At 68.7% G+C, this 23,998-nt stretch carries 21 protein-coding genes; 12 read left to right on the top strand and 9 right to left on the bottom strand.

The annotated features are described in order from the left end of the window. Positions 1-11 precede the first annotated feature (11 nt). From NS4_RS26960 to NS4_RS26950, 3 genes are read right to left on the bottom strand one after another with little or no spacing between them, the layout of a single operon-like run. Complete coding sequence (locus tag NS4_RS26960; RefSeq protein WP_063062322.1) at positions 12-1,220, bottom strand: CaiB/BaiF CoA transferase family protein; 1,209 nt, start codon at positions 1,218-1,220, stop codon at positions 12-14. Positions 1,221-1,231: 11 nt separating this feature from the next. Further along, complete coding sequence (locus NS4_RS26955; protein ID WP_063062300.1) at positions 1,232-2,692, bottom strand: dihydroorotase; 1,461 nt, start codon at positions 2,690-2,692, stop codon at positions 1,232-1,234. Positions 2,693-2,731: 39 nt separating this feature from the next. Beyond that, entirely contained in the window at positions 2,732-4,099 is a 1,368-nt protein-coding gene (locus NS4_RS26950; RefSeq protein WP_063062299.1) for an FAD-dependent oxidoreductase, read from the bottom strand. A gap of 243 nt (positions 4,100-4,342) precedes the next feature. Between NS4_RS26950 and NS4_RS26945 the strand changes: the two genes are divergently transcribed. From NS4_RS26945 to NS4_RS26930, 4 genes are read left to right on the top strand one after another with little or no spacing between them, the layout of a single operon-like run. After that, on the top strand, positions 4,343-5,137 hold the full coding sequence (locus NS4_RS26945; protein WP_063062298.1) for an IclR family transcriptional regulator: 795 nt from the start codon (positions 4,343-4,345) through the stop codon (positions 5,135-5,137). Further along, positions 5,134-5,976 (top strand): HpcH/HpaI aldolase/citrate lyase family protein, encoded by an 843-nt coding sequence (locus NS4_RS26940; RefSeq protein WP_063062297.1) that lies wholly within the window; start codon positions 5,134-5,136, stop codon positions 5,974-5,976. Before NS4_RS26945 ends, NS4_RS26940 begins: the two co-directional genes overlap by 4 nt. After that, complete coding sequence (locus NS4_RS26935; RefSeq protein ID WP_084487766.1) at positions 5,973-6,812, top strand: cyclase family protein; 840 nt, start codon at positions 5,973-5,975, stop codon at positions 6,810-6,812. Before NS4_RS26940 ends, NS4_RS26935 begins: the two co-directional genes overlap by 4 nt. After that, the gene (locus NS4_RS26930) at positions 6,809-8,245 is read left to right on the top strand and encodes an MmgE/PrpD family protein (RefSeq protein WP_063062296.1); all 1,437 of its coding nucleotides are present in this window, start codon (positions 6,809-6,811) and stop codon (positions 8,243-8,245) included. Before NS4_RS26935 ends, NS4_RS26930 begins: the two co-directional genes overlap by 4 nt. 219 nt (positions 8,246-8,464) lie before the next feature. Here NS4_RS26930 and NS4_RS26925 read toward each other — a convergent pair whose 3' ends face one another. Then, entirely contained in the window at positions 8,465-9,292 is an 828-nt protein-coding gene (locus NS4_RS26925) for an alpha/beta fold hydrolase (RefSeq protein WP_063062295.1), read from the bottom strand. A gap of 261 nt (positions 9,293-9,553) precedes the next feature. Between NS4_RS26925 and NS4_RS26920 the strand changes: the two genes are divergently transcribed. Next, positions 9,554-10,348 carry an LLM class F420-dependent oxidoreductase gene (locus NS4_RS26920; RefSeq protein WP_063062294.1) on the top strand — a complete coding sequence of 265 codons (795 nt, stop codon included), beginning with the start codon at positions 9,554-9,556 and terminating at the stop codon, positions 10,346-10,348. A gap of 110 nt (positions 10,349-10,458) precedes the next feature. On the opposite strand, the gene NS4_RS26915 is transcribed toward NS4_RS26920, so the two are convergent. After that, positions 10,459-11,106, bottom strand: coding sequence for a DUF8020 domain-containing protein (locus NS4_RS26915; RefSeq protein ID WP_063062293.1), 648 nt, complete (start codon positions 11,104-11,106; stop codon positions 10,459-10,461). Between the two features lie 379 nt (positions 11,107-11,485). Here NS4_RS26915 and NS4_RS26910 point away from each other — a divergent pair, with 379 nt between their 5' ends. Beyond that, entirely contained in the window at positions 11,486-11,782 is a 297-nt protein-coding gene (locus NS4_RS26910; protein WP_063062292.1) for a hypothetical protein, read from the top strand. 195 nt (positions 11,783-11,977) lie between these two features. Here the strand turns inward: NS4_RS26910 and NS4_RS26905 are convergent, their stop codons facing one another. Further along, positions 11,978-12,679 carry an SDR family oxidoreductase gene (locus NS4_RS26905; RefSeq protein WP_063062291.1) on the bottom strand — a complete coding sequence of 234 codons (702 nt, stop codon included), beginning with the start codon at positions 12,677-12,679 and terminating at the stop codon, positions 11,978-11,980. 236 nt (positions 12,680-12,915) lie between these two features. Between NS4_RS26905 and ggh the strand changes: the two genes are divergently transcribed. Beyond that, positions 12,916-14,253 carry a glucosylglycerate hydrolase gene (gene ggh / locus NS4_RS26900; RefSeq protein ID WP_063062290.1) on the top strand — a complete coding sequence of 446 codons (1,338 nt, stop codon included), beginning with the start codon at positions 12,916-12,918 and terminating at the stop codon, positions 14,251-14,253. A 5-nt stretch (positions 14,254-14,258) separates the two neighbouring features. Here the strand turns inward: ggh and NS4_RS26895 are convergent, their stop codons facing one another. After that, positions 14,259-14,684 (bottom strand): SdpI family protein, encoded by a 426-nt coding sequence (locus tag NS4_RS26895; RefSeq protein WP_063062289.1) that lies wholly within the window; start codon positions 14,682-14,684, stop codon positions 14,259-14,261. A gap of 413 nt (positions 14,685-15,097) precedes the next feature. Here NS4_RS26895 and leuS point away from each other — a divergent pair, with 413 nt between their 5' ends. Continuing rightward, positions 15,098-17,992 (top strand): leucine--tRNA ligase, encoded by a 2,895-nt coding sequence (gene leuS, locus NS4_RS26890; protein ID WP_063062288.1) that lies wholly within the window; start codon positions 15,098-15,100, stop codon positions 17,990-17,992. Between the two features lie 130 nt (positions 17,993-18,122). After that, the gene (locus NS4_RS26885) at positions 18,123-20,162 is read left to right on the top strand and encodes a PhoX family protein (protein WP_084487773.1); all 2,040 of its coding nucleotides are present in this window, start codon (positions 18,123-18,125) and stop codon (positions 20,160-20,162) included. Between the two features lie 20 nt (positions 20,163-20,182). Here NS4_RS26885 and NS4_RS26880 read toward each other — a convergent pair whose 3' ends face one another. Beyond that, positions 20,183-20,869, bottom strand: coding sequence for a glycoside hydrolase family 25 protein (locus NS4_RS26880; protein WP_245665761.1), 687 nt, complete (start codon positions 20,867-20,869; stop codon positions 20,183-20,185). A 422-nt stretch (positions 20,870-21,291) separates the two neighbouring features. Between NS4_RS26880 and NS4_RS26875 the strand changes: the two genes are divergently transcribed. The 3 genes from NS4_RS26875 to NS4_RS26865 are packed head-to-tail and all read left to right on the top strand — an operon-like array spanning position 21,292 to position 23,420. Further along, a complete protein-coding gene (locus NS4_RS26875) occupies positions 21,292-22,206 on the top strand; it encodes a TIGR04222 domain-containing membrane protein (protein ID WP_063062286.1) in 915 nt (304 codons plus the stop codon). Positions 22,207-22,209: 3 nt separating this feature from the next. Continuing rightward, positions 22,210-23,070: an MbnB/TglH/ChrH family RiPP precursor modification enzyme gene (locus NS4_RS26870; protein ID WP_063062285.1), complete on the top strand. Its 861-nt coding sequence runs from the start codon at positions 22,210-22,212 to the stop codon at positions 23,068-23,070. Next, complete coding sequence (locus tag NS4_RS26865; RefSeq protein WP_084487764.1) at positions 23,067-23,420, top strand: SCO6045 C-terminal-like domain-containing protein; 354 nt, start codon at positions 23,067-23,069, stop codon at positions 23,418-23,420. Before NS4_RS26870 ends, NS4_RS26865 begins: the two co-directional genes overlap by 4 nt. A gap of 273 nt (positions 23,421-23,693) precedes the next feature. Here the strand turns inward: NS4_RS26865 and NS4_RS26860 are convergent. Then, positions 23,694-23,998, bottom strand: a 305-nt coding sequence (locus NS4_RS26860; RefSeq protein WP_218020418.1) for a hypothetical protein, incomplete at its 5' end; no start/stop codon positions are given.

Below are 23,998 nucleotides of genomic sequence, written 5' to 3'. Positions count from 1 at the left end.
GCTGCCGCGGGTCAGATGACCCCGCGTGCCCGCAGGTCGTCGATGTCCTCGGGACTGCGCCCGAGATGGGTGAGGACCTTGTCGGTGTCGGCACCGGCGGGTCGTCCGGTGTGCCGGATCGCCCCGGGCGATCGAGTCATGCGCCACATCACGTTCTGCATGCGCATGGGGCCGAGCTCGCTGTCCTCCACGGTGGTGACCATGTCGGTGGCGACGACCTGCGGATCGGTGAGCAGGTCGCTCGGACGGTAGACCGGCGCGACAGCCGCGCCGGCTTCTTCGAAAACACTCGTGACCTCGTCACGGGTTCGTTCGGCGATCCAGCCGCCGACGTATGTGTCGAGCAGGTCGGCGTGCTGGGCGCGGGTGCGCCCGGTCGCGAACCATTCCTCGTCGATCACCTCGGGATGCCCCACCAGCCGCATCACCCGTTCGGCGATGGCCTGGGCGCTGGTGGAGATCGCGACCCAGTGGTCGTCCTTGGTGCGGTACAGGTTCCGGGGCGCGTTGTTCTGCGACCGGTTACCGGTCCGCTCCTGGTCGATCCCGAGTTGATCGGCGTAGATCACCCCGGGCCCGACCGCGGTCATGATCGGGGTGAGCAGGTCGAGGTCGACCTCCTGGCCGGTGCCGCCGTTGCGTTCGCGTTCGAACAGCGCCATCGAGATCGCCGAGGAACCGGCGACACCGGCGATGGAATCGGCGAGCCCGAAGGCCGGCAGGGTGGGCGGCCCGTCGGGCTGACCGGTGAGATGGGCGAACCCGCTCATGGATTCGACCAGCGTGCCGAACGCCGGACGTTTCGCGTAGGGGCCGTGCTGTCCGAAACCGGTGACGCGCAGCATGATCAGGCCTGGGTTACGGGAGGAGAGTTCCGCGTAGGACAGGCCCCAGCGTTCGAAGGTGCCCGGCCGGAAGTTCTCGATCACCACATCCGCTTCGGCGGCCAGGTCGCGGAAGATCTGCTGACCGTCGGGAGTGCTCAGGTTCAGCGTGACCGTCTGCTTGTTGCGGGCGACCATCTTCCACCACAGGGGGATCCCGTCCTTGTCGAGGCCGTGGCCGCGCATCCCGTCCGGTTTCTGCGGGTGCTCGATCTTGATGACCTCGGCGCCGAAATCACCCAGGATCTGGGCGGTCAGTGGTCCGGCCAGGATGGTGGAGGCATCCAGCACCTTGATCCCGCGCAGCGGACCGGTCGGCTGCGACTCGTCGTTCAACACCGGGCTCCTCAGTACGGGCGCGAGATGTAGCGGCCCGCGGGCTCGCCGGTGACCACGCCGTCGGCCAGCACCCGGTTACCGCGCACGAAGGTGTCGGTGACCGCCGCGGTCAGCTCGAATCCCTCGAACGGCGTGTACTCCTGGGTGGATTCCGAATCCGCGGCGCGCACGGTCCAGGCGCGGTTCGGGTCGACGATCGCGATATCGGCGTCGACGCCCTCGGCGAGCCGGCCCTTGCCGGGCAGGCCGTAGCGGTCGGCCGGGTTCGAGGCGGTGAGCTGGGCGATCCGGCGCAGCGACAGACCCCGCTTGCGGCCCTCGGTGAGCAGCCCGGGCAGCAGGTACTCGGTGCCGCCGAAACCGGACTTGGCGGCGAACACATCCTCGCGGTCCTCGCCGAACTTCACCTCGTCCTTGCAGCAGGCGTGGTCGGAGACGACCCAGTCGATATTGCCGGCGAGCAGGTGCTCCCACAGCGCTTCGACGTCCTCGCGCGGGCGGATCGGCGGATTCACCTTGGCGCCCAAGCCGTTCGCGTTGTCGATATCGGTGAGTAGATGACCGATGGTGACCTCGCGGCGGAAGTTCACGTGCGGGAACGCCTCGGCCATCTTCATGGCGGCCTTCAGCGCCTTGGCCGAGCTCAGATGCAGCAGGTTGATATTCGGCAGTCCGGTCTCGTCGGCCAGGAAGGACGCGATGGTCACGGCCAGGCCCTCGGAATGCTGCGGGCGCGAGGCGCTGTAGGCGGCGAGACCGCTGAGCTCGCCCTCCTGCTCGACGATCTTGGTGTAGGCGCTCATGATCTCGGCGGTCTCACAGTGCAGCGACAGCGAGATGTGCTCGGCGAGTTCGGGGAACTGCTCCCGCGCCTTCTGCACGCCGCGCATCACGAACTCGAAATGCGCGATGTCGTAGCGCTCGTCGGAGGGGATCATCAGGAAATCGCTCTGCGAGGCGGACCGCCCGTGCAGGCCGTGGCTGCCGTAGAACATGAAGATCTTGAACGAGGTCACGCCCTGATCGGCGGCCAGCGAGGGGATCTCGCCGATATGTTCCTTGGACATGGGCGCCAGGTGGAACGCGTAGTCGATGTAGCTGCGACCGGCCGAGGCGTCCAGCACCTCCGGGAAGAAGTCGGCGTAGGCGCCGCCCTTGTTCAGGTAGTACTGCCCGGTCCGCATATAGGTCAGCGCGGTGGTGACACCGCCCTGGGCGCTCGCACGGGATTCGGTCTGCGTGTCCTCGGCCAGGGGGTTGTAGATGCCCCAGTGCTGGTGGGCGTCCACCACGCCGGGGAAGATCAGCTTGCCGGACGCGTCGACGACCTCGGCATCGGCGGATTCCAGGTTCGCGCCGATGGCGGCGATCTTGCCGTCGACGATCAGGATGTCCGCGGCCTCGCCCTCCTCGGGGGCCGAGTTGTCGGTGCGCACCACGGTGCCGTTCTTGATCAGGTACGAGGTCATTTCTTCTCCTGGCGAATATCCGATAGATGAAATCTGGGGTCAGGCGGCGACCGGGCTGCTCACGTGCTCGGCGGCGAGGAACGCCAGGCCGAGCGCGGTGATGAGGCCGTTTCCGGCGAGGTAGCCCCCGGCGCCGTGACCCGAGATGCCGATGGCCGCGCCGCCCGAGGCGTAGAGGCCGGGCACCGGCACACCGCCGGCCAGTACCCGCGCGTGTTCGTCCACGACCAGACCGCCCTGGGTATGGAACAGGGCGGGGGTCACGGCGATGGCGACATAGGGCGCGGTGAGGGGGTGGCGGTCGTCGGTGCGACCCTGCCGGTCCGGTTCCGTACCCGCCGCGGCACGGTGGGCGGCCCCGAGTTCGTCGTCCAGCGCGGCGGCCGGTACGCCGATCCGTTCGGCCAGTTCGGTGGCAGTCGCGGCGCGGATCAGCGAACCGCTCTCGGCGACCGCGCGGAAATCGTCGAACACCGAGCACAGCGCTTCGATGTGCTCGTCGATGACGATCCATCCGGCACCGCCGGGCTGGGCCGCGAGGATGGCCGCGAATTCCGAATAACCCGTGGTCTCGGGTGCGAACCGGCGGCCCTCGCTGTTCATGATGACGCCGCCGTGGACGACGGTGGCCCAGCCGATGAGGGTCTGGCTGCGCGCGGAGAGCGCCGCGTGCCCCTGGTACGCGTCGAGGAAACCGGTGTCGGCGCCCAGGCCCTGCCCGATCCGCAGCGCGTCGCCCCGGCTGAACTGTCCGCCGTGATAGTGGGCGTCGGCGATCTCCGGGATCCAGCGGCGCACCAGCTCGCTGTCGGCGCCGAAGCCGTTGGTCGCGAGCAGCACGGCGGGGGCGGTCAGCTGTTCGGCGTTCCCGTCCGGGGTGGCGATCTCGACGCCGGTGACCCGGCCGTCGGTGGTGAGCACCTCGCGCAGGCTCATCGGCGCGATCAACTCGATCCGCGGATGGGCGCGGGCACGCTCGACCAGGTGGCGCAGCAGCTTGGAGCCGTGGCGGCCGGGGATGGTGTGGCAGCGGTCGGCGCTGTGGCCGGGATAGCGGAAGTCGGTGACCAGTTCGAGGTCGAGTTCCTGGGCGTCGGCCAGCCAGGTGACCAGCCGCGCGCTCGACTCGGCGAGGGCCCGGGCCAGGCGGTGGTCGGCCGTACCGCCGGTTTTGCGGTCGATATCGGCGAGAAACCGGTCCGGGCTGTCCGCGACGCCCGCGGCCTGCTGCCAGCGGGTACCGGCGGCCGGGATCATCGCGGTGCACATCGAGGTGTTGTTCCCGCGCTGGAAGTGCTCGTCGGCGTCGACCACGAGCACATTCGCGCCGAGTTCGGCGGCGCGCAGCGCAGCGATGAGCCCGCCGCCCGCACCGGCGACGACGAGATCGAAATCCGGACCGTCCACGCTTCCTCCTAGTCTGTTCCGCTTAGCGGAACGCAAGAATGTGGTCCCCTGCACTATGCACGTTCGACAATCTGGACACAAGTGCCTGTAGAAACGATTAACGCGGACGAAACTCATGCATGAGCCGGTCGAGCCGCCTGGACAATCGTTTCGCTAAGCGGTACAACTTTGTTCAGATGTACGTCGGTCGCGCCGGTAGCGTCGCCGTCGGAACAACGAAAACCCCGCAGAAACGGAGCCACGATGGAGTCCTCCAGTGGAGGCACCACGTCTGCCGCCCGAGCCGCCGATGTGCTGCTCGAGTTCGGCCGCCGGTCGAGCGCGCTCGGCGTCTCGGAGATCGCCCGCTCGACCGGTATGTCGAAGGCGGTCGCCCACCGCATCCTGACGACCTTCGTCGAATGCGGTCTGCTGCTCTACGAGCCCACGACCCGCCGGTACCTGCTCGGACCCGCGGCGGCGACGCTCGGCGCCCGCGCACTGGACGTATCCCCGCTGCGGCGGATGGCCCGCGAGGCCCTGGTGGACCTGCAGCGCGCCACGGGCGAGACGGCGACCGTCACCGGCCGGTTACCGGGAGGTCGCGTCTACCTCGATCAGGTCGAGAGTACTCAGGAAATCAAGATGACCGTCGAGCTGGGTCGCCGGTTCGACCTGCACAGCGGCTCGTCGGGGCGCATCATTCTGGCCCACCTCTCCGAGGCGGAACAGGACGATCTGCTGTCGCGACCGCTGCCCCGGCTGACCGCCACCACGATCGTCGACCCCGCGTCGCTGCGCGCGGCGCTGCGGGAGGCGCGGGAACGGGGAGTGTGCCGGTCGACCGGGGAGCGCCAGGAGGGCGCGGGGTCGATCGCCGCCCCGGTCTTCGGGGCCGGCGGGTCGGTGATCGGGTCGGTCTCGGTCTGCGGCCCGAGCTACCGGATGACCGAGGAAGCGTGCGATCGCTACGAGGGCGCACTGGTCGAGGCGGCGCAGCGGGTTTCGCGCGCGCTGGGCCACCGGGCGTCGAAACCACTTGCGGCGGAGGCGAAATGACCCCGCGCAGCTGGCTCTACGTGCCCGGGCACCGCGACGACCGGATCGGCAAGGCGATCGACAGCGCCGCCGACGCTGTGGTGATCGACCTGGAGGACGCCGTACCGGTCCACGCGAAGGAGCGCGCGCTGGCCAATGCCCTCGCCGCTCTGCGCACGGCAGCACCGGAGCGCCGGATCTGGTTGCGGCTCAACGCCATCGGGTCGTCCTGGCTGGACAACGAGCTCGCCGAACTGGCCGCCGCGCAGACCCCGCCCGCCGGAGTGCGGCTCCCCAAGGCCGAAACACCCGAATCGGTGGCGGCCACGACCGACCGCCTCACCTGCCAGGTGCACGCCATCATCGAATCGGCCGCGGGTCTGCTCGCGGCGCCCGCTATCGCGAAATGTCATCCGCGGGTCACCGGTATCGCGCTGGGCGAAGCGGATCTGGCCGCCGATCTGCGCACCGAGGCCGACGGCCTGGCGTGGGCGCGCGGCTGGATCGTCACCGCGGCGCGCGCGGCCGGCCTGTCCTCGCCGGTCCAGAGTGTCTGGACCGCGGTGGAGGACTCGGCGGGATTGGCGGAGACCTCGCGCACCGGCCGCGCCCAGGGCTTTTTCGGGCGTTCGGTCATCCATCCCGATCAGATCGGCATCGTCAACCAGGCCTTTACACCGTCCCCGGAGGAACAGAGCCGAGCCCGGCGAATCGTGGAGTGCGCGGCCGCGTCCCAGGCGGCGGGGGAATCCGCGGTTCTCGACGAGAACGGCAGATTCATCGACCCCGCTGTCGTCGCGAACGCCCGCGTGGTGCTCGACCGGGCAGAGGCCACCGCAGAACGAGGAGTGAGAGCATGACCGAACACACCGTGTCCACCGCGCCGGACGCGCTGTTGCACGCCGTGGTGAACAGCGATGTCGACGTCGTCGAGCTCGGGCATCCGTATACGACGGGTATGCCCTGCTCACCCAACCATCCGGGGTTCCGGATGACCCTGATCCGCCGGCACGGCGATATGGTCCGCCCGGACGGCGGATCGGCGTCCAACGAGATCATCGTGACCGGTGGGCACGTCGGCACCCATGTGGACGCCCTGTCCCATGTCAGCCACTGCGGCAAACTGCACGGCGATATCGACGCCGAAGAAGCCCAGCGTGGCGGGCGGTTCACTCAGCTCGGCGCGGAAACGATCCCCTTCATGCTCCGGCGCGGACTGCTGCTGGACGTGCCGCGGGTGCGCGGCGTGGAAGTTCTCGAAGCCGGCCAGGCCGTCACCGAGCAGGACCTGCGCGACGCCGCCGACGCGGCCGGAGTGACGCCGCGACGCGGGGATGTCGTACTCATCCGCACCGGCTGGGCCCGGCATTTCGACGACGCCCAGCGCTACCTCGGTCAGCAGGACGGGGTGCCGGGTGCCGATGTGGGCGCGGCGCAGTGGCTGGCCGCCGCCGGGATCGTGGCCGCGGGCGCCGATACCACCGCCTTCGAACACATTCCGCCCGGTAAGGGGCACAGTGTGCTCCCGGTGCATCGGGTATTGCTGGTGGAGAACGGCATCCACATCATCGAGCACCTGAACCTGGAGGACGCGAGCGCCCGCGGTCTGACCGAGTTCACCTTCGTGATGGCGCCGCTGCGCATCACCGGCGGTACCGGTTCGCCGGTGCGCCCGGTCGCGGTGGTGGCCTCGTGACCGCCGCCGCCCCCACCGCCCGCCACGACCTCACCGGTACCGTGGTCGGCCGGCTCGCCGCGCTCGCCGCGGATACCCGCGCCGCCGGGCTCACCGCCGAACTCCGCAAGGATGTGGCCCGCCGCGTCCTCGATGTACTCGGCAACTCCCTGGCCGCCCAGGGACAGCCGTCGGCCCGGGCCGTCACGGCCGTGGCGCGCGGCTGGGCCGGCGCCGCCGCGGCCACCGGTATCGGCACCGGGGAACGTTTCCCCGCCGCCACCGCCGCGCTGGTGAACGGCACTCTCGCGCATTCGATGGACTCCGACGACACCCATCTGCCGTCGGTACTGCATCCGTCGGCATCTGTGGTCCCGGCCGCTCTCGCGGTCGGTGAGGCCACCGGCGCCTCGGGTGCGGAGGTCCTGGACGCGGCGGGGGTTGGCATCGAGATCGCGGTGCGACTGGGCATGGGGGGCTACGACGAAGAACTGGGTAATTCCGAATTCTTCGAACGCGGCCAGCATGCGACATCCATCTGCGGCGCCGTCGGCTCTGCCGCCGCGGCGGCCATGCTCTACGACCTCGACGCCGAAGGTATCGCGGACGCGATGGGTATCGCCGCCAGCTTCGGCGCCGGACTCCTGGAGGCCAATCGGACCGGCGGCACGGTGAAGCGTGCGCACTGCGGCTGGGCCGCGCATTCGGGTGTCACCGCGGCGGAATTCGCCCGGCACGGGCTCACCGGACCACCCACCGTGATCGAGGGCCGGTTCGGATTCCTGCACGCCTTCTGCGGGGACCGGGCCGATACGGCCAAGGTCGTCGATCGGCTGGGCGAACACTGGGAACTGCCCGGGATCTTCTTCAAGCCCTATCCGTGCAACCACTTCACCCACGCCGGTATCGATGCCGCCCGCGCGCTGCGAGCGGGCGGCATCGATCCGGACGCGATCGTGGAGATCGACCTCGGCGTGCCGACGCCGGTGCTGCGCACCATCGCCGAACCGCCCGCCGCCAAAGCCGCCCCCGAGTCCGGCTACCACGCGGCCTTCTCCGGTCCGTTCACGGTGGCACGGGCGCTGCTCGGCGGATCCGGGCTGGGTGTGGGCCATGCCGATTTCACCGACGAAGCCGCACGCGATCCCCGCACGCTGGCCCTGGCCGCGCTCGTGGTCGCGCACGCCGACGCCCGGTGCGACGAGATCTATCCGCACCAGTTCCCGGCCGTGCTGCGGGTACGCACCCGCGACGGGCAATGGCACGAAGCGCGTGTCGACCACAATCGCGGCGGCCCGGCCAACCCACTCTCCGATGGCGAACTCACGCGAAAGTTCGACTTGAACGTGGAAGGTCACCTCTCCGCGGTGCACGCGGGGACGGTCGCCGAGCGCGCGCTCGCCCTGCCGTCGGCCGGATCGCTGGACAGTCTCATGTCGCTCGTCCGGGGCTGACCCTCCGGTCGCCCGGTCCGGTTGCGGTGGTGAACCCGACGCTGCCGGACTCGGCCGGCAACAGCGGAAGAGCCCTGTGGTTTTCCCGGTACCCGGGGATCCGCGGGGCTAGTCCGTCTCCGTGACGGCCGATACCACCGCTGGGCATCGGTCGGTCCGGACAGCACAGTCGATCGCGTCCTGTCGGCCGGCGCGACAAGGTGTTCATGCCGGGTGCCGTCAGCGGTCGAGGAACTCCAGCAGATCGGCGTTGAACTTTTCCTTGTCCCCCGGGACGAGCGCGATACCGTGCGAGCCGCCCTCGTACACCTTCAGCGTCGAATCCTGGATCAACTCCGCCGATTTGCGTCCGGTGGCATCGATCGGCACCACCTGGTCGTCGTCTCCGTGTACGATCAGCGTGGGAATATCGAACTTCTTCAGATCTTCGGTGAAATCGGTGTACGCGAACGCGTCGACACATTTCACGCCGGCCTGGATGCTCTCGTGCATACCCATGAACCAGAATGCGTCGCGATTTCCCTGGGTCACTTTGTTGCCCGGGCGATTCGCGCTGAAGAACCCTTCCGATGTGTCCTTCCAGAATTGCGAACGCTCGGTGAGGATTCCGGATTTGATCTGGTCGAAAACCTCGTCCGGCACACCTTCGGGGTTGTTCTCGGTCTTGGCCATCAGCGGCGGGATGGCCGAGAGCAGCACCGCGGAGTGCACCCGCCCGGTACCGTGCCGGCCGATATAGCGAGCGAGCTCACCGCCACCCATACTGTGTGCCACCAGCGTCGCGTCCTGGACATCCAGACTCGTCAGCAGATCGTTCAGATCGTCGGCGAAGGTGTCGAAATCGTAACCGTTCCACGGCTGGTCCGAGCGGCCGTGACCGCGCCGGTCGTGGGCGATACCGCGATAACCGTTGTCGACGACGAATTTCATCTGGTCTTCCCAGGCGTCGGCGTTCAACGGCCAGCCGTGGATGAAGACGACCGGGCGACCCCTGCCCCAATCCTTGTAATAGATGTTCACCTTGTCGCGTGTCGTGCACACAGGCATGGCGGAGCCTCCTTCGGTGCGTGATTCGCCAACCGGTAGCGGGTCCTGGCAACGAGAACGCCGCTCGAAATGCTACCGATGGAACGGTCCGGAAAAGGGGCTGTATTCATCCGTTACGCAATCCATGCGCGACCGGAACAGGCGCCGGTATCGACCCGCGTCGATGGCCGGCCCGCACCCGCTGTTCCCGCCCGGCCCGGCCTCCCCGGCCCCGGTAGCCTCGGGTCCGGGAGATCACCCGACGACGAGGAGTCAATCAAGATGAGCCGACCAGTTCGGATCGGAGTCCAACTCCAGCCCCAGCACGCGCCCGACTACGGACTCATCCGCGACGCCGTATTGCGGGCCGAGGACGCGGGTGTGGACATCGTCTTCAACTGGGACCATTTCTTTCCGCTGTACGGGGACCCCGACGGCGCGCATTACGAATGCTGGACCATGCTCGGCGCGTTCGCCGAACAGACCGAACGGGTGGAGATCGGTGCGCTGGTCACCGGCGGCGGCTATCGCAATCCGGATCTGCTCGCCGATATGGCCCGCACCGTGGACCGCATCAGTGGCGGCCGGCTCATCCTCGGTATCGGGTCGGGCTGGTTCGAGCGCGACTACGACGAGTACGGGTACGACTTCGGTACCGCCGGCAGCCGCCTGAACCTGCTCAAGGAATACCTGCCCCGTATCACCGGCCGGTTGGCGAAGCTCAACCCGCAGCCGGTGCGCGAGATCCCGGTGCTCATCGGCGGCGGCGGGGAGAAGAAGACGCTGCGCCTGGTGGCCGAGTACGCCCATATCTGGCACAGCTTCGGCGAACTGGACGTGTTCACCCACAAGAGCCAGGTGCTCGACGAGCACTGCGCGCGGGTGGGTACCGAATTCGGCACGATCGAGCGCTCGGTGGCCTGGCCGGGCACGGAGAAGGCGCCGGACTATCTGAAGGCCGGGGCCACCCTGTTCACGGTCGGCATCACCGGCCCGGACTACGACCTCACCCAGGTCCGCGAGGCCATCGCCTGGCGCGACGAGGTCAATCCGGAACCGGTCAGCGGTATCGCCTGACCCCGGACAGCGAACGGGCCCGGTCTGCGATCGCAGACCGGGCCCGACAGGTTTCGTGTGCCGAGCGGATCGGGTCACCGACCCGTGTTCGCCGATCCGTCGGGGTGGGCTCAGTTCGCCGACTGAACCTGCTGACGCGGCGCCCACTGCGTGGTGCCGGGGGCGGCGGCCAGGGTGTTGACCAAGTCGATGCCGGCGATGATCAGTGTCGGTCCGCCCACGACGATGGTGCCGATGATGCCACCGATGGCGGCTCCGGCGATCACGCTGGCGACCACGCCGGGTCCGGAAACGATTCCGGTCAATCCGACCAGCGCGCCGAGCGCGGTGCCGATGAAACCGCCGAGGGCGGTGGCGAGGCCGAATTGGGAGGCGAAGTTGTTCTGCGCCGCGTAGTTCTCCTGCGGGGAGGCCACCGGCTGCGCCGCGGGGCGGGCCGCCGCCGCATCCTTGACCGCCGTGAGCTCGAGCACCCGGCCCTCGTCACGGACGGCGTGCGGTAGCGGGTACTCGGTGGCGCCTTCGCGTACCGCGAGCGGCAACGACATTACGGTGGCGCCGGAGTTGTCCAGGATTTCGACGGTTTCGCCGGCGACCTCGAAGGTGCCGTTGGTCAGGGTGGTGACCACCCTGTTACCGATGAGCTCGGCGCGGTAACCGATCTCGGGGGTCGCGGGTTCTGCGTGCACTACTGCTGCGCCCACGGTGGTGGTGGCGAGCAGCGGCACTAGGGCCGCAACGATCTTGCGGATCATCATGAGGTCTCGTGTCCGATCTTCATCACGGTGTTGCCAGTGGATAAACCAGCCAGAACTGTCGCGCAGCTGTCGCCACCGGGCATAAACGCTGCCGCCCGGCGGTTTCGAACTACATCGACGTTACGCGGTTGGTACCCGGAAGACATAAAAACCGCACGAAAAATTCCCCAAACCGGTTTGAAGATCGGATGATTCGGGTATCTATAAAGGTTTGCTATAGCAAGGATGTGTGGGTGTGCTCCCGCCGGCCGCCGTATCGCCGAGACTCGGCGCATACGCAGCTACCTGCATTGATGCGCACTTGGTAATGTATTTGTGTGCGTAGTTCCAGGTGACCGTTTCGAGCAGAGCAACCGCTTCGAGAAAAGAGGGAACACCGATGACAACGGCACACGATCAGCATACCGACCATACGCATGTACACGGGCCGGACTGCGGTCATGTCGCGGTCCCGCACGGTGATCACGTCGACTATGTCCACGACGGGCACCTGCACCGAGCCCACGAGGGACATTTCGACGAGTGTGAAACCAAGGGGCACACCGAGGTCGCCTCGCACGACCATGTCCACGGTGAGGGCTGCGGTCATGTCGCCGTGCCGCACGGTGATCACGTCGACTACATCCACGACGGGCATCGGCACGCCCCCCACGACGGCCACTACGACGAGCACTGACCACCGCGTTCGCGGCCGGGTACCGGCGGGAGCGGATACGCGCCCGCCGGTACCGGCGTCTCGGAGTTGCCGGACGACCTCGCCCCGCTCGTCGAGGATCGCGATCGACGCAGTCCCGTCCCTCGCCCCCCGCAGTCGGATCCGCAGGCGACCCTACGGATCACACAGCATGAGGCACGTGCCCTCCGACCGCGTTCACCTGGGGCGCAACACGATTTCGGTGGGGTGGGCGTCGCGCGGGGTGTCGATCGCGGTCCGGATGGCGCGAGCGACCGTCTCCGGGCGCAGGAATTGATCGGCTTCGTAGGCCCGGCCCTCTCCCGCTACGATCGCGCGCTGCATATCGGTGTCGATACGTCCCGGATGAATCGAGGTCACCCGTAGCGCCGGCTCCTCGAGCCGCAGCGCGTCGCCGAACGCCCGCAGACCGAACTTGCTGGCCGCATACGAGGCCCAGCCGGCGTTGGCGCGCAGACCCGCACCCGAATTGACCAGCACCACATGGCCGCCCGCCGCCCGCAGCGCCGGTAGCAGCAGGCGGGTCAGTTCCGCGACAGCGATCAGGTTGGCCTCGAGCGTTTCGCGCCACTGCCGCACCGAGGATTGCGCGATGGTGCCCAGATCGGCGATACCCGCGTTGTGGACCAGTACGTCCAGCCGGTCGATCGGCTCCGCCGCGGCCGCCACCGCCGCGTAGTCGGTGAGTTCCACCGGCCACCCGGTGGCCCCGGGCAGCTCGGCCAGGATCGATTCCAGCCCGGCCGGGGTGCGCGCGCCCAGCAGCAGCCGGTGGTCCGGCGCCAGCTCCCGGGCGACCGCCGCGCCCAGTCCGCGGCCGGCGCCGGTGATCAGCGCGGTGGGCTTCTCGCCGGGCGCGCGGTCGGCTTCCTGCTGCATATCGCCACTCCTCGTATCGTCGCCCCGCCGCGCCACCGGTCCCGTGCGCGCCGGGCGGTCCGCCGGACAGCGTGCCACAACGCACCGCGGGCGCGGGGTTCGGCACGAGGGTTCGGCGAGTCCGTGTAGCGCGTTCGAAATATGCCGCACACCGCAGCGAAACCGTGGCTCGGTAGATATTGCGTTCACACGCACCGCGCAAGCGCGCGACCGGACCGAACCAGCAAGATGTAGAGATGGCACACCCAGGTTTCACTCCCACGCAGCTCGCCGCCCGCGCGGCCTATCTGCTGCGTGGCAACGATTTGGGAACCATGACCAGCGCCGCGCCCCGGCTGTATCCGCACATGTGGAGCTGGGACGCGGCGTTCGTGGCGGTGGGTCTCGCGCCGCTGAGCGTGGAACGCGCGGTGATCGAACTCGACACCCTGCTCTCGGCGCAGTGGAAGAACGGCATGATCCCCCATATCGTCTTCGCCAACGGGGTGGACGGCTACTTCCCCGGCCCGGCCCGCTGGGAATGCCGGCTGCTGGCCGCCAACGCGCCCGACGGTCCGGACACCTCCGGGATCACCCAGCCGCCGGTCCACGCCATCGCCGTACAGCGGATCCTGGATCATTCGCGTCGGCACGGCCGCAGCACACGTGCGGTGGCCGAAGAATTCCTCAACCGGCGCTGGGCCGATCTGGTGCGCTGGCATCGCTGGCTGGCCCATGCCCGCGACCCTCTGGGCAGCGGGCGCATCACGCTCTACCACGGCTGGGAATCGGGGATGGACAACTCCCCGCGCTGGGACCGGGCCTATGAGCATGTGGTGCCCGGTGATCTGCCGCCCTACCGGCGCGAGGACGTCCTCGTCGTCGCCGACCCCACCCAGCGGCCCACCGATCGCGAATACGACCGGTATCTGTGGCTGGTGGAGCAGATGCGCCGCGCCCGCTACGACGACGACGCCCTCAGCTCGGTGATGGACTTCGCGGTCGAGGACGTGTTCGTGACCGCGATCTTCGCCCTGGCCTGCGAGGTCCTGGGGCAGATCGGTGAGGAGTATCACCAGGCCAAATCGGATATCCGCGAACTCTTCGGGTGGGCCGACCGGTTCCGCGCCGGGGTGATCGCCACCACCGATGCCCGCACCGGCGCGGCGCGCGACTACGACACCCGCCTGCAGCGCTGGATCACCACCGAGACACTGGCCATGTTCGCACCGCTGATCAGCGGCGGCCTGCCGCGGGCCACCGAACGCAACCTGCTGCGCTTGTTCGAGGGCCCGCGCTTCTGCGGACACCCGGATCTGCGTTACGCGCTACCACCCTCCACCTCACCGGTCTCGAAGGATTTCCGGCCGCGCGAATACTGGCGCGGCCCGGTGTGGCCGGTGATGAGCTGGTTGTTCTCCTGGGTGTTCGCCCACCGCGGCTGGGCGGAACGCGCCTTCATGCTGCGGGCCGAAGCCCTGCGTCAGGCCAGCGACGGCAGTTTCGCCGAATACTACGAACCGTTCACCGGGGAACCGCTGGGCAGTATGCAGCAGTCGTGGACGGCCGCGTCGGTACTGGATTGGCTGGGTTGACCGGTTCAGACCGGCCGGGAGCCGGCCGCCGGTTCGCACAAGTCCTTGAGCGAGCAGCCGCCACAGGATCCGCCGCAACCCCCGGCGGGTTCCGGCGGCGGCGCCGCGGCCTCGGCCGCCCGGGCACCCGCGGTCGCCCCCGCGCCCAGGGTGAACAGCGCGATGACCAGCACACCCACGGCCACCAGGACGCCGGTGAAGCCGCCGGCGGCCATGACCACGAGACCGCCCGCGGACAGCAACGCGGCCGAGATGATCAGGGTGGGCGCGGCCACCCGGTTGGCGGTCCGGAACGCGTTCTCGTCCCGCAGCGCGGCCTCGGTGTGGACGCCGATATAGCGGTTGCCGGGCAGACGGCCGACGAGGCCGAGCACACCCGTCGTCAGGGCCAGCACGGCCAGGACGAACAGGAGAATTGCGACAACGAACACCAGGCGAGCCTAGCTGTGTTAATTGGCCCCGCCTGCGGCGGGGCGGGGTTGAGGCCCCCTTGTGTCTCGCCGTTCAGGCCTCGAGACTCGCGCCTTCGGCGCATGCGATGTGCGGCGGGCAGCACATAGAGCGCGGCCGCCTGAGCACCTTCGGCCAAGGTGCGAGACGGGCCTCAACCCTTGGAGGTGTCTCGCAGAACTCGACGCTTACGGGTGCCGCCTGGCATCCCATATTCGGGTCCACAGCGGTTCCGGGTCATCCGGCGGACCCGCGTGTGGTTCTGCTGATGTGGGCGGCCGTACTCCCCAGAGACGCGCCGGGTCCTCACCCAACCTTTTTGGGCTTGTCAGGGCATAAGTCTTAGGCTGTCGAGACGGAATTCTCCCCACCAGCAGCTAGAGAAGGCAGGACCGTGCAGGACTCCCGCGCAACCGAGACGGCCGGGCAGAGCTCGGTAGACCACGGCGCACCCCAGGGCCGCGCCGGTGATACGCCCGCTCATCGGTACACCGCCGAGCTCGCCGGGGAGATCGAGCGCCGGTGGCAGCAGCGGTGGAGCGAGCGCGGCACCTTCTTCGCCCCGAACCCGGTCGGTCCGCTGGCCGGCGAGGTTCCGGCCGACAAGCTGTTCGTCCAGGACATGTTCCCCTACCCGTCGGGTGCGGGACTGCACGTGGGCCATCCGCTGGGCTACATCGCCACCGACGTGTTCGCCCGCTACCACCGGATGCGGGGCCGCAATGTGCTGCACGCGCTGGGGTACGACGCGTTCGGTCTGCCCGCCGAGCAGTACGCGGTACAGACGGGGGCGCATCCGCGCGACACCACCGAATCCAATATCGCCACCATGCAGCGGCAGCTGGACCGGCTGGGTCTGGGGCACGACCGGCGGCGTTCGTTCGCGACCACCGACCCCGAGTACTACAAGTGGACGCAGTGGATCTTCCTGCGCATCTACAACGCCTGGTACGACCAGGAGATCGGCCGCGCCCGTCCGATCGCGGAGCTGGAACAGCAGTTCGCGACAGGAGCCCGGCCGGCGCCGGACGGTAAGGACTGGGCGAGTATGCCCGCCGCCGAACGCAATGCCGTGCTCGACTCCTACCGGCTGGTCTACCAGACCGATTCGGTGGTGAACTGGTGTCCGGGGCTGGGCACGGTGCTGTCCAACGAAGAGGTCACCGCCGATGGCCGCAGCGAGCGCGGCAACTTCCCGGTGTTCCGTAAACGCCTGTGGCAGTGGATGATGCGGATCACCGCCTACTCCGACCGGTTGATCGACGATCTGGACCGGGTGGACTGGCCGGAGAACGTCAAGGCCATGCAGCGCAACTGGATCGGGCGCTCGCGCGGCGCGCAGGTCGAGTTCGCTACCGCGGCAGGCGATGTGGAGGTCTTCACCACGCGCCCCGATACCCTGTTCGGCGCGACTTATATGGTGCTGGCTCCCGAGCACGAGATGGTGGACCGGTTGGTCGCCGCCGCCTGGCCCGACGGCACCGATCCGCGCTGGACGGCCGGTAGTGCCACGCCGGCCGAAGCCGTGGCGGCCTACCGCAAATCCATTGCCGCGAAATCGGATCTGGAGCGGCAGGAGAACAAGGACAAGACCGGCGTCTTCCTGGGCGCCTACGCCACCAACCCGGTCAACAGCGCGCAGATCCCGATCTTCATCGCCGACTACGTGCTGAGCGGCTACGGCACCGGCGCGATCATGGCGGTGCCCGGCCAGGATCAGCGCGACTGGGATTTCGCGACCGCCTTCGGTCTGCCGATCATCCGGACCGTGCGACCGCCCGCGGATTTCGACGGCGAGGCCTACGCGGGTGACGGGCCGGCCATCAACTCCGATTACCTGGACGGCCTGAATATCGCCGATGCCAAAGCGACCGTGATCGCCCGGCTGGAAGCCGACGGCCACGGTGCGGGCACCGTCCAGTACAAACTGCGCGACTGGCTGTTCGCGCGGCAGCGGTACTGGGGCGAACCGTTCCCGATCGTCTACGACGAGTCCGGCGCACCGCACGCGCTGCCGGAATCGATGCTGCCGGTGCGGCTGCCCGAACTCGACGATTTCGCGCCCGTCACCTTCGACCCCGACGACGCGGATTCCGAACCGTCCCCGCCGCTGGCCAAGGCCACCGACTGGGTGGAGGTCGAACTGGATCTGGGCGACGGCCCGCGCACCTACCGCCGGGACACCAATGTGATGCCCAACTGGGCGGGTAGCTCCTGGTATCAGCTGCGCTACGCCGACCCGACCAACTCCGCGCAGTTCTGCGCGAAGGAGAACGAGACCTACTGGCTGGGCCCGCGCCCCGCCGAGCACGGCGCGGACGATCCGGGTGGGGTGGACCTGTACGTGGGCGGGGTGGAGCACGCGGTGCTGCATCTGCTGTACGCGCGGTTCTGGCAGAAGGTCCTGTTCGACCTGGGTGAGGTGAGCAGCAGCGAACCGTATCGCCGGCTGTTCAACCAGGGCTACATCCAGGCCTTCGCCTATACCGACGCGCGCGGTGCCTACGTGCCCGCCGCCGAGGTGACCGAACGCGACGGCCGGTTCTACTGGACCGACGCCACGGGCACCGAGGTCGAGGTGAACCAGGAGTACGGCAAGATCGGCAAATCGCTGAAGAACGCGATCGCCCCCGACGAGATCTGTGATCTGTACGGTGCCGACACCTTCCGCTTCTACGAGATGTCGATGGGGCCGCTGGACACCTCCCGGCCGTGGGCGACCAAGGACGTCATCGGCGCGCACCGGTTCCTGCAGCGGGTGTGGCGGCTGGTGGTGGACGAGGAGACCGGCGCGACCCGGGTCACCGAGGACAACCCGGCCGACGAGACGCTGCGGCTGCTGCACCGGACCATCGCCGGAGTCGACGAAGACCTGGCGGCAATGCGTGACAACACCGCGGGCGCCAAATTGATCGAACTGACCAATCACCTGACCAAGGCCTACCCCGGCGGCGCGCCGCGCTCGGCGGTGGAACCGGTGGTGCTCATGCTGGCGCCGCTGGCCCCGCATATGACCGAGGAACTGTGGGAGCGGCTGGGGCACACCCATTCGCTGGCCCACGGGCCCTTCCCGGTGGCCGACCCGGCGCTGCTGACCGCGGAGACCGTGGAGTATCCGATCCAGGTCAACGGGAAGGTCCGCAGCCGGATCCAGGTCGATCCGGAGGCCGACCGGGCCGCGATCGAAGCGGCCGCGCTGGCCGACGAGAAGATCGCCGCCCTGCTCGACGGCAAGGCCCCGCGCAAACTGATCGTGGTCCCCGGCCGCCTGGTCAATATCGTCGCGTAGCGGTGACGGTCGACACGGTGGCCTGGGTTTTCCCGGGTCTCCGTGTTGGCCGGTCGTTAATCCGACGGTCTCCTGAGACTCGCCTGGGTGGGCTAGCGTGCGTGCGTTCAGCCCGGAACAGGAGTCCACTGTGAAACCTCTAGCGCTCTTTGTCGCCCACGAACCCGCGGGATCGCGGGCTCGCGTCACCTGTCAGTACAAATGCGGGAACGCCTGCTTCCACGAGGTGCCCAACACCTCGTCGAACACCTACTTCGGGGATATCGTCGCGGGGATCTCCCGGCGGCGCCTGCTGCAGGGCAGTGCGGCCGCGGTGGTCGCGATCGGTGCGGCGAGTGCGCTCGCCGCCTGCGGTGACGGGCCCGAGGTCGGTACGACCGCGAACTCCGGCGGCACGGGGACCGGGTTCGCGCCGGTCGCGCCGAACACCGAGGACGCGCTCGTCGTCCCGGAGGGTTACGAGCAGGGCGTTGTCATCCGCTGGGGTGATCCACTGTTCGAGGACGCGCCCGAATTCGATTTCTTCGGCCAGACCCCGGCCGCGCAGGCCAGGCAGTTCGGCTACAACAACGACTTCGCCGGTCTACTGCCGATCGAGGGACAGCCGGGCAGGTATCTGCTCGTGGTGAACCACGAGTACACGACCGAACAGTTCATGTTCCCCGGATACAAGCCCGAGGCGATCACCCGGGACCAGGTCGAGATCGCGATGGCCGCCCACGGTCTGTCCGTGGTCGAGGTACACGGCGCTCCCGGGAGCGGCCGGTTGCAGCCCGCGTTCGGTGAGTACAACCGGCGGATCACCGCGACCACCGAGTTCCGGCTGACCGGCCCCGCGGCCGGCAGTCCGCTGCTGAAGACCTCCGCCGACCCCACCGGCACGAAGGTCCTCGGTACGATCAACAACTGCTCCGGCGGGGTGACCCCGTGGGGCACCGTGCTGTCCGGTGAGGAGAACTTCAACGCCTACTTCGTGGGCAGCTCCGCCGATCCGGTGGCGGCGGCGCGGCACAAGCGCTACGGCATCGGCGAATCCGACGCCCCGCACTTCTGGGAGAAGTTCGACAAGCGTTTCGATCTCGCCGCCGAACCCAACGAATCCCACCGCTTCGGTTGGGTGGTCGAGGTGGATCCGTGGGATCCCGCCTCCACCCCGGTCAAGCACACCGCGCTCGGCCGGTTCAAGCACGAGGCGGCCAATATCCACGTCACCGCCGACGGCACCGTCGTCGCCTACACCGGTGACGACGAGCGGTTCGACTACATGTACAAGTTCGTCTCCTCGCGCAAGATCGAGCCCGGTACCGGGGCCGCGAGCCGCCGCCACAATATGACCATCCTGGACGCCGGCACCCTCTACGTCGCGAAACTCACCGGTGACCACCCGGATCGGATCGACGGCTCGGGTACCGTCCCCTCCGACCAGGGCTTCACCGGCACCGGCCAGTGGATCCCGATCCTGCGCACGGCCGAGGACGGCCGCGGCGAATCGCTGGTGGACGGGATGACCGCCGAGGAGGTCGCGGTGTTCACCCGCCTCGCCGGCGACAAGGTGGGCGCCACCAAGATGGACCGCCCGGAGGATTTCGAGGCCAACCCGAAAACCGGCAAGGTCTATGTGGCGCTGACCAACAACAGCAAGCGCGGTACCGACGGCAAACCCGGGGTCGACGAGGCCAACCCGCGCAACGAGAACAAGAACGGCCAGGTACTCGAGCTCACCGACGATCACGCGGGCACCTCGTTCACCTGGTCCCTGCTGCTGGTCTGCGGCGACCCGGCCGCCGCCGACACCTACTTCGCCGGCTACGACAAGAGCAAGGTCAGCCCCATCTCCTGTCCCGACAACCTCGCCTTCGATCCGTACGGCAACCTGTGGATCAGCACCGACGGCAATGCGCTCGACGCCAACGACGGTCTGTTCGCGGTGGTGCTCGACGGCGACCGGCGTGGCGAGACCAAACAGTTCCTGTCGGTGCCGATCGGCGCCGAGACCTGCGGTCCGGTGATCACCGAGGAGCGGGTCATGGTGTGTGTCCAGCATCCGGGCGAAACCGACGATGCCTCGGTGGAGAACCCGGCCTCGCATTGGCCGGACGGCGGAACGAGCCAGCCGCGCCCGGCCGTGGTGGCGGTCTGGAAGTCCGGGGGCGGCCGGATCGGCGTGTAAAGGGTACGCGGCGCACAAGGCTATCCGCTGCCGGTGAGCCCGCCCATCCGGGCGAAGCGGGCGAAATCGCCCTGTGCGCCGCTGTACACGTTGATATCGGTGTTGCCGTGGATACCCGGGATCGAGCCGGAGTCGGTCTGCTGCCAGAAAGTCCACGCGGGCCAGCGCCCGGGTACCTCCGGTTCGGCGCGGTCACGATAGTCGGCGATCCACAGCGGGTAGCGGTGGAACTGGTCGCTGTCGGCCATCGCGGTCTGCCAGAACCGCGGGTAGGTGTAGACGATCGGCACCCGCCCGGTGAGGGCCTGCACGGTGTTGAGGTAACGGTGGGTCCAGTCGATCAGGGCGTCCGGTGCCAGGCCGCCGGAATGCTCGATATCCAGTACCGGCGGCAGGTCCAGCGGGCCGTTCTGGCCGAGGACGATCGTCGAGTAGAGCGCTGCCTGGGGTTCGGGCGGGAGTTCGGGACGGGCGTAGTGATAGGTACCGCGTGCCATTCCGGCCAGCCGCATCAGCAGGCTGTCCTGGACGAAGTACGGGTTGATGTAGTCCAGGCCCTCGGTGGCCTTGACCATGGCGAAACGGTGGCCCGACGCACGGACGGAGAACCAGTCGATGGGTCGCCCGCCGCTGTGCTGCCAGGACGAGACGTCCGGGCCGGTGGGTTCGGCGTGCGCGGGTGCGGAAACGAGTGCGAGACCCGCCACCAGCGCGAACGTCAGTATGCCGAGGCCGGTGGGCCGGCGGCGGACTCGAACCGAACTGCCCGGCCCCAAGCGCGAGCCGGACTTTCGCACGGTCGATCTCAATCGGGCAGTTTTCATGGTCCCGACCCTAGGCACGCGGACCGGGACTCCCCGGTATTGCGCCGCCGTGTCCGCTGGTGACGCTGGGGGCCTACTGACTTCGGTCGCCGTGTGGGTCCGTGTACACCTTTCGGCTACTCCGCATGGTCGGCATCGATGTCGGGGCCCGTCCCGTGCCCGGACCGACCGGTGGAAGGAAGGCTCGGGATCACCCGGGGCCCGAACCGCCGTAGGCGCGACGTACACATGTCGAAACATCATGGCGTTGTCGGGATCCGGTCCGGATACTGGTTTCACTATTGTGCGGAGCCGGAGGTGGGGTCATGCGCGCTATTGGATGGTCGGCGGCGCAATCGCAGCTGTTCGCGGGAGAGACCTGGGGTGTCTCCGGGCCCGCGTTCCTACTGCTCTACATACCGATCGCGGTCGTCGCCGTGGTGATCGGATGGCGGCTGCGGCACCGGATCGTGCACGCGCCCGCGCCGGCTCCACCCGGTGAGCTGACCGCACCCGAACTCGGACTGCTGACCAGCGATCAGCGGGCGGTGATGGCGTCGGTGGCGCTGTTGCGCGGTCACGATCTCATCGACGCCGGTGGTAGTCCGGTCGGCTCCACCTCGACGGTCGCACTGGATCCGTTCACCCTCGCGGTGCGCGACCGGCTCGGCGAGTCGAGGGTGGGCATCACCCTGGTGACCCTTCGGCTGCGGGCCGAACTGGACCGGATGCGTAAGACTCTCGCCGATCGCGGCTATCTGGCCGACAGCCGGTACACGAAACAGTTGCGCGAGGCCGCCCTGCCCATTCTGGTCGTCGGCCTGTTCGGGGTGGCCCGGCTGGTCACCGGTCTGTTCAACGGCAAGCCGGTGCTCTTGCTCCTGCTCGTGCTGGTCGCGCTGGGTATCGCCGGGTGGCGGGTGGCGGCGCCGGTCCGGATCACGCCCGCGGGCCGGGCGGCGCTGGCGGAGGCCGCCGAGGGCAACCGGTATCTGCGCCCGGCGAACTCGCCTTCGTATCAGACCTACGGACCCGGGGCCGCCGGGTTGGCGGTCGCGCTGTTCGGAGTGCAGGCGTTGGTGCTGCTCGATCCGGCGCTGAACACCGCCGTGTCCGGTTACAGCGCCGACGGTGTCTCCGGGGGTGATTCCGGTGGGAGCGACGCGGGTGGTGGCGGTGGTTGCGGTGGCGGTAGCGGTTGCGGTGGGGGTAGCGGTTGCGGTGGGGGCTGTGGTGGCTGATCGGTGACCGGCCCGCTACCGGAAACCGCGCTCGGGATCGGCTGGCGTCCGGAGATCTGCGGTGTGATCGACCGGCTGGACGGGCTCGATTTCTGTGAGGTCATCGCGGAATCGCTACGTCCGGGCCCACGCGGTGGGGTCGAGGTGCCGGTGGAACTGGCGGCGCTGCGCGACCGGGGCACCGCCGTCGTACCGCACGGAATCTCGCTGTCGCTGGGCGGTGCCGAGCCGGTGGACGGGCGGCGCGTCGAACATCTGGCCGCCTGCGCGCGGACGGTCTCGGCGCCGCTGGTGAGCGAGCACATCGCCTTCGTGCGGGCGGGTGGGCTGGAGGCGGGTCATCTGCTGCCGGTGCCGCGCAGCCGGGAAGCGCTCGACGTATTGTCGGCCAATATCGCCCGGACCCGGGCCGGTTTGGACGTGCCGCTCGCGGTGGAGAACATCGCGGCGCTGTTCGACTGGCCCGACGACGAATTCAGCGAAGCGGATTTCCTGACCGAGCTGGTCGAACGCACCGGGGTGTATCTGCTGTTGGATATCGCCAATGTGTACGCGAACGCGCGCAACCGGGGCCACGATCCACGTACCGAATTGCGGCGCCTGCCCACCGAGCGGATCGCCTACTGCCATATCGCCGGCGGCCACGAATCCGGCGGTCGCTATCACGACACCCATCGGCATCCGGTACCCGCGGAGGTGCTCGCGCTGGTCGCCGAGTTCGTACACGACCACCCGGTTCCGCTCATGCTCGAGCGGGACGGAAACTATCCGCCTGCGCACGAACTGCTCGACGAGTTGGACGCGATCGCCGACGCCGCCGCCCGCGCACCGGTCACCGCGGCCGCCCGGGCGGGGTTGCGATGACCGACGCGCAGGCGCCCGGATTGGCGGATCGGCAGGCGGCTCTGGTGCGTGCCCTGGTGGCGGGGGAAGCGGTCCCGGCGGGTTTCGATCCGGCCGCCGTGGGCGCGGCGGCACACGCATTGCGGCACAAGCGGGCCCGGGAGGTCGCGGCCCGGCATCCCGAACTGGTGTACGCCACCGGTCCGGATTTCACCGAGCGATTCGTCGAATGGGCGCGGGACCGCCCGAAGGATGAAACCGTGGCCGACGCCCTGCGGTTCGCCCGGGAGTGCGGTATCCCGTGGCCCCCGTCGCGTCCAGGGGTACCGCCTCCGGTCTCCCGGTTGCTACGGCGACTTCGTTCGCGCTGACCGGGGTCATCGCTTCCGCCCCGACCGTGCTCCGGTGCTGCGGGCCGATTCGGCCGGTACATTCGCACATGCCATGGCCGGTGCTCGTGATGGATGCGCTCGTGGCCGTTTTCGCGCCGCGTCGACCTCGGCGCGTCGACCGCTCCTACCCGTATGCGTCTTACTACGGCGCCGGTGGAGTGGACGCCGAACGTGCTACCGCCGCCGGTAGTTCCCGGAGTCGGCGGCCTACGTCGCGCCTGCCCGGCGAGTGGTGATTGCGCGGCACCGGGGTCACCGGCAGGCGTAGTAGTACGGCTTGTAGGCGCAGATGTCGAGGTAGCCGCCCTGGTCGTTGTCGTAGGTGAAGCTGCGCTGGGCAGGGATCGCGTGCACCGGCTCGCTGCGGTTGCCGGGATCGCTGGGGAGGTCGTGGGTGTCGCCGTAGCTGCCCCTGCCCGGGTGGGAGTCGTCGCGGCTGCTGTGGCCGGGGACGTCGGCGAGAGCCATCTGGGGGGCGACGGTGGCGGGGATCGCGGCGAGGGCTCCGGCCAGCACGGTGGCGGCGGCGATTCTCTTCACGAATCCGAAGGTGCGGG

Source organism: Nocardia sienata NBRC 100364, from assembly GCF_001613205.1.
Taxonomy (GTDB): Bacteria; Actinomycetota; Actinomycetes; order Mycobacteriales; family Mycobacteriaceae; genus Nocardia; species Nocardia sienata.
This window is presented reverse-complemented; position numbering and strand designations above follow the sequence as displayed.

Excerpts from the sequence above, each read along its gene's own strand:
- ggh (WP_063062290.1), top strand. The coding sequence starts at position 12,916 with ATGGCACACCCAGGTTTCACTCCCACGCAGCTCGCCGCCCGCGCGGCC.
- NS4_RS26875 (WP_063062286.1), top strand. The coding sequence starts at position 21,292 with ATGCGCGCTATTGGATGGTCGGCGGCGCAATCGCAGCTGTTCGCGGGA.
- NS4_RS26910 (WP_063062292.1), top strand. The coding sequence starts at position 11,486 with ATGACAACGGCACACGATCAGCATACCGACCATACGCATGTACACGGG.
- NS4_RS26940 (WP_063062297.1), top strand. The coding sequence starts at position 5,134 with ATGACCCCGCGCAGCTGGCTCTACGTGCCCGGGCACCGCGACGACCGG.
- NS4_RS26915 (WP_063062293.1), bottom strand. The coding sequence starts at position 11,106 with ATGATGATCCGCAAGATCGTTGCGGCCCTAGTGCCGCTGCTCGCCACC.
- NS4_RS26955 (WP_063062300.1), bottom strand. The coding sequence starts at position 2,692 with ATGACCTCGTACCTGATCAAGAACGGCACCGTGGTGCGCACCGACAAC.
- NS4_RS26905 (WP_063062291.1), bottom strand. The coding sequence starts at position 12,679 with ATGCAGCAGGAAGCCGACCGCGCGCCCGGCGAGAAGCCCACCGCGCTG.
- NS4_RS26865 (WP_084487764.1), top strand. The coding sequence starts at position 23,067 with ATGACCGACGCGCAGGCGCCCGGATTGGCGGATCGGCAGGCGGCTCTG.
- NS4_RS26925 (WP_063062295.1), bottom strand. The coding sequence starts at position 9,292 with ATGCCTGTGTGCACGACACGCGACAAGGTGAACATCTATTACAAGGAT.
- NS4_RS26920 (WP_063062294.1), top strand. The coding sequence starts at position 9,554 with ATGAGCCGACCAGTTCGGATCGGAGTCCAACTCCAGCCCCAGCACGCG.
- NS4_RS26945 (WP_063062298.1), top strand. The coding sequence starts at position 4,343 with ATGGAGTCCTCCAGTGGAGGCACCACGTCTGCCGCCCGAGCCGCCGAT.
- NS4_RS26935 (WP_084487766.1), top strand. The coding sequence starts at position 5,973 with ATGACCGAACACACCGTGTCCACCGCGCCGGACGCGCTGTTGCACGCC.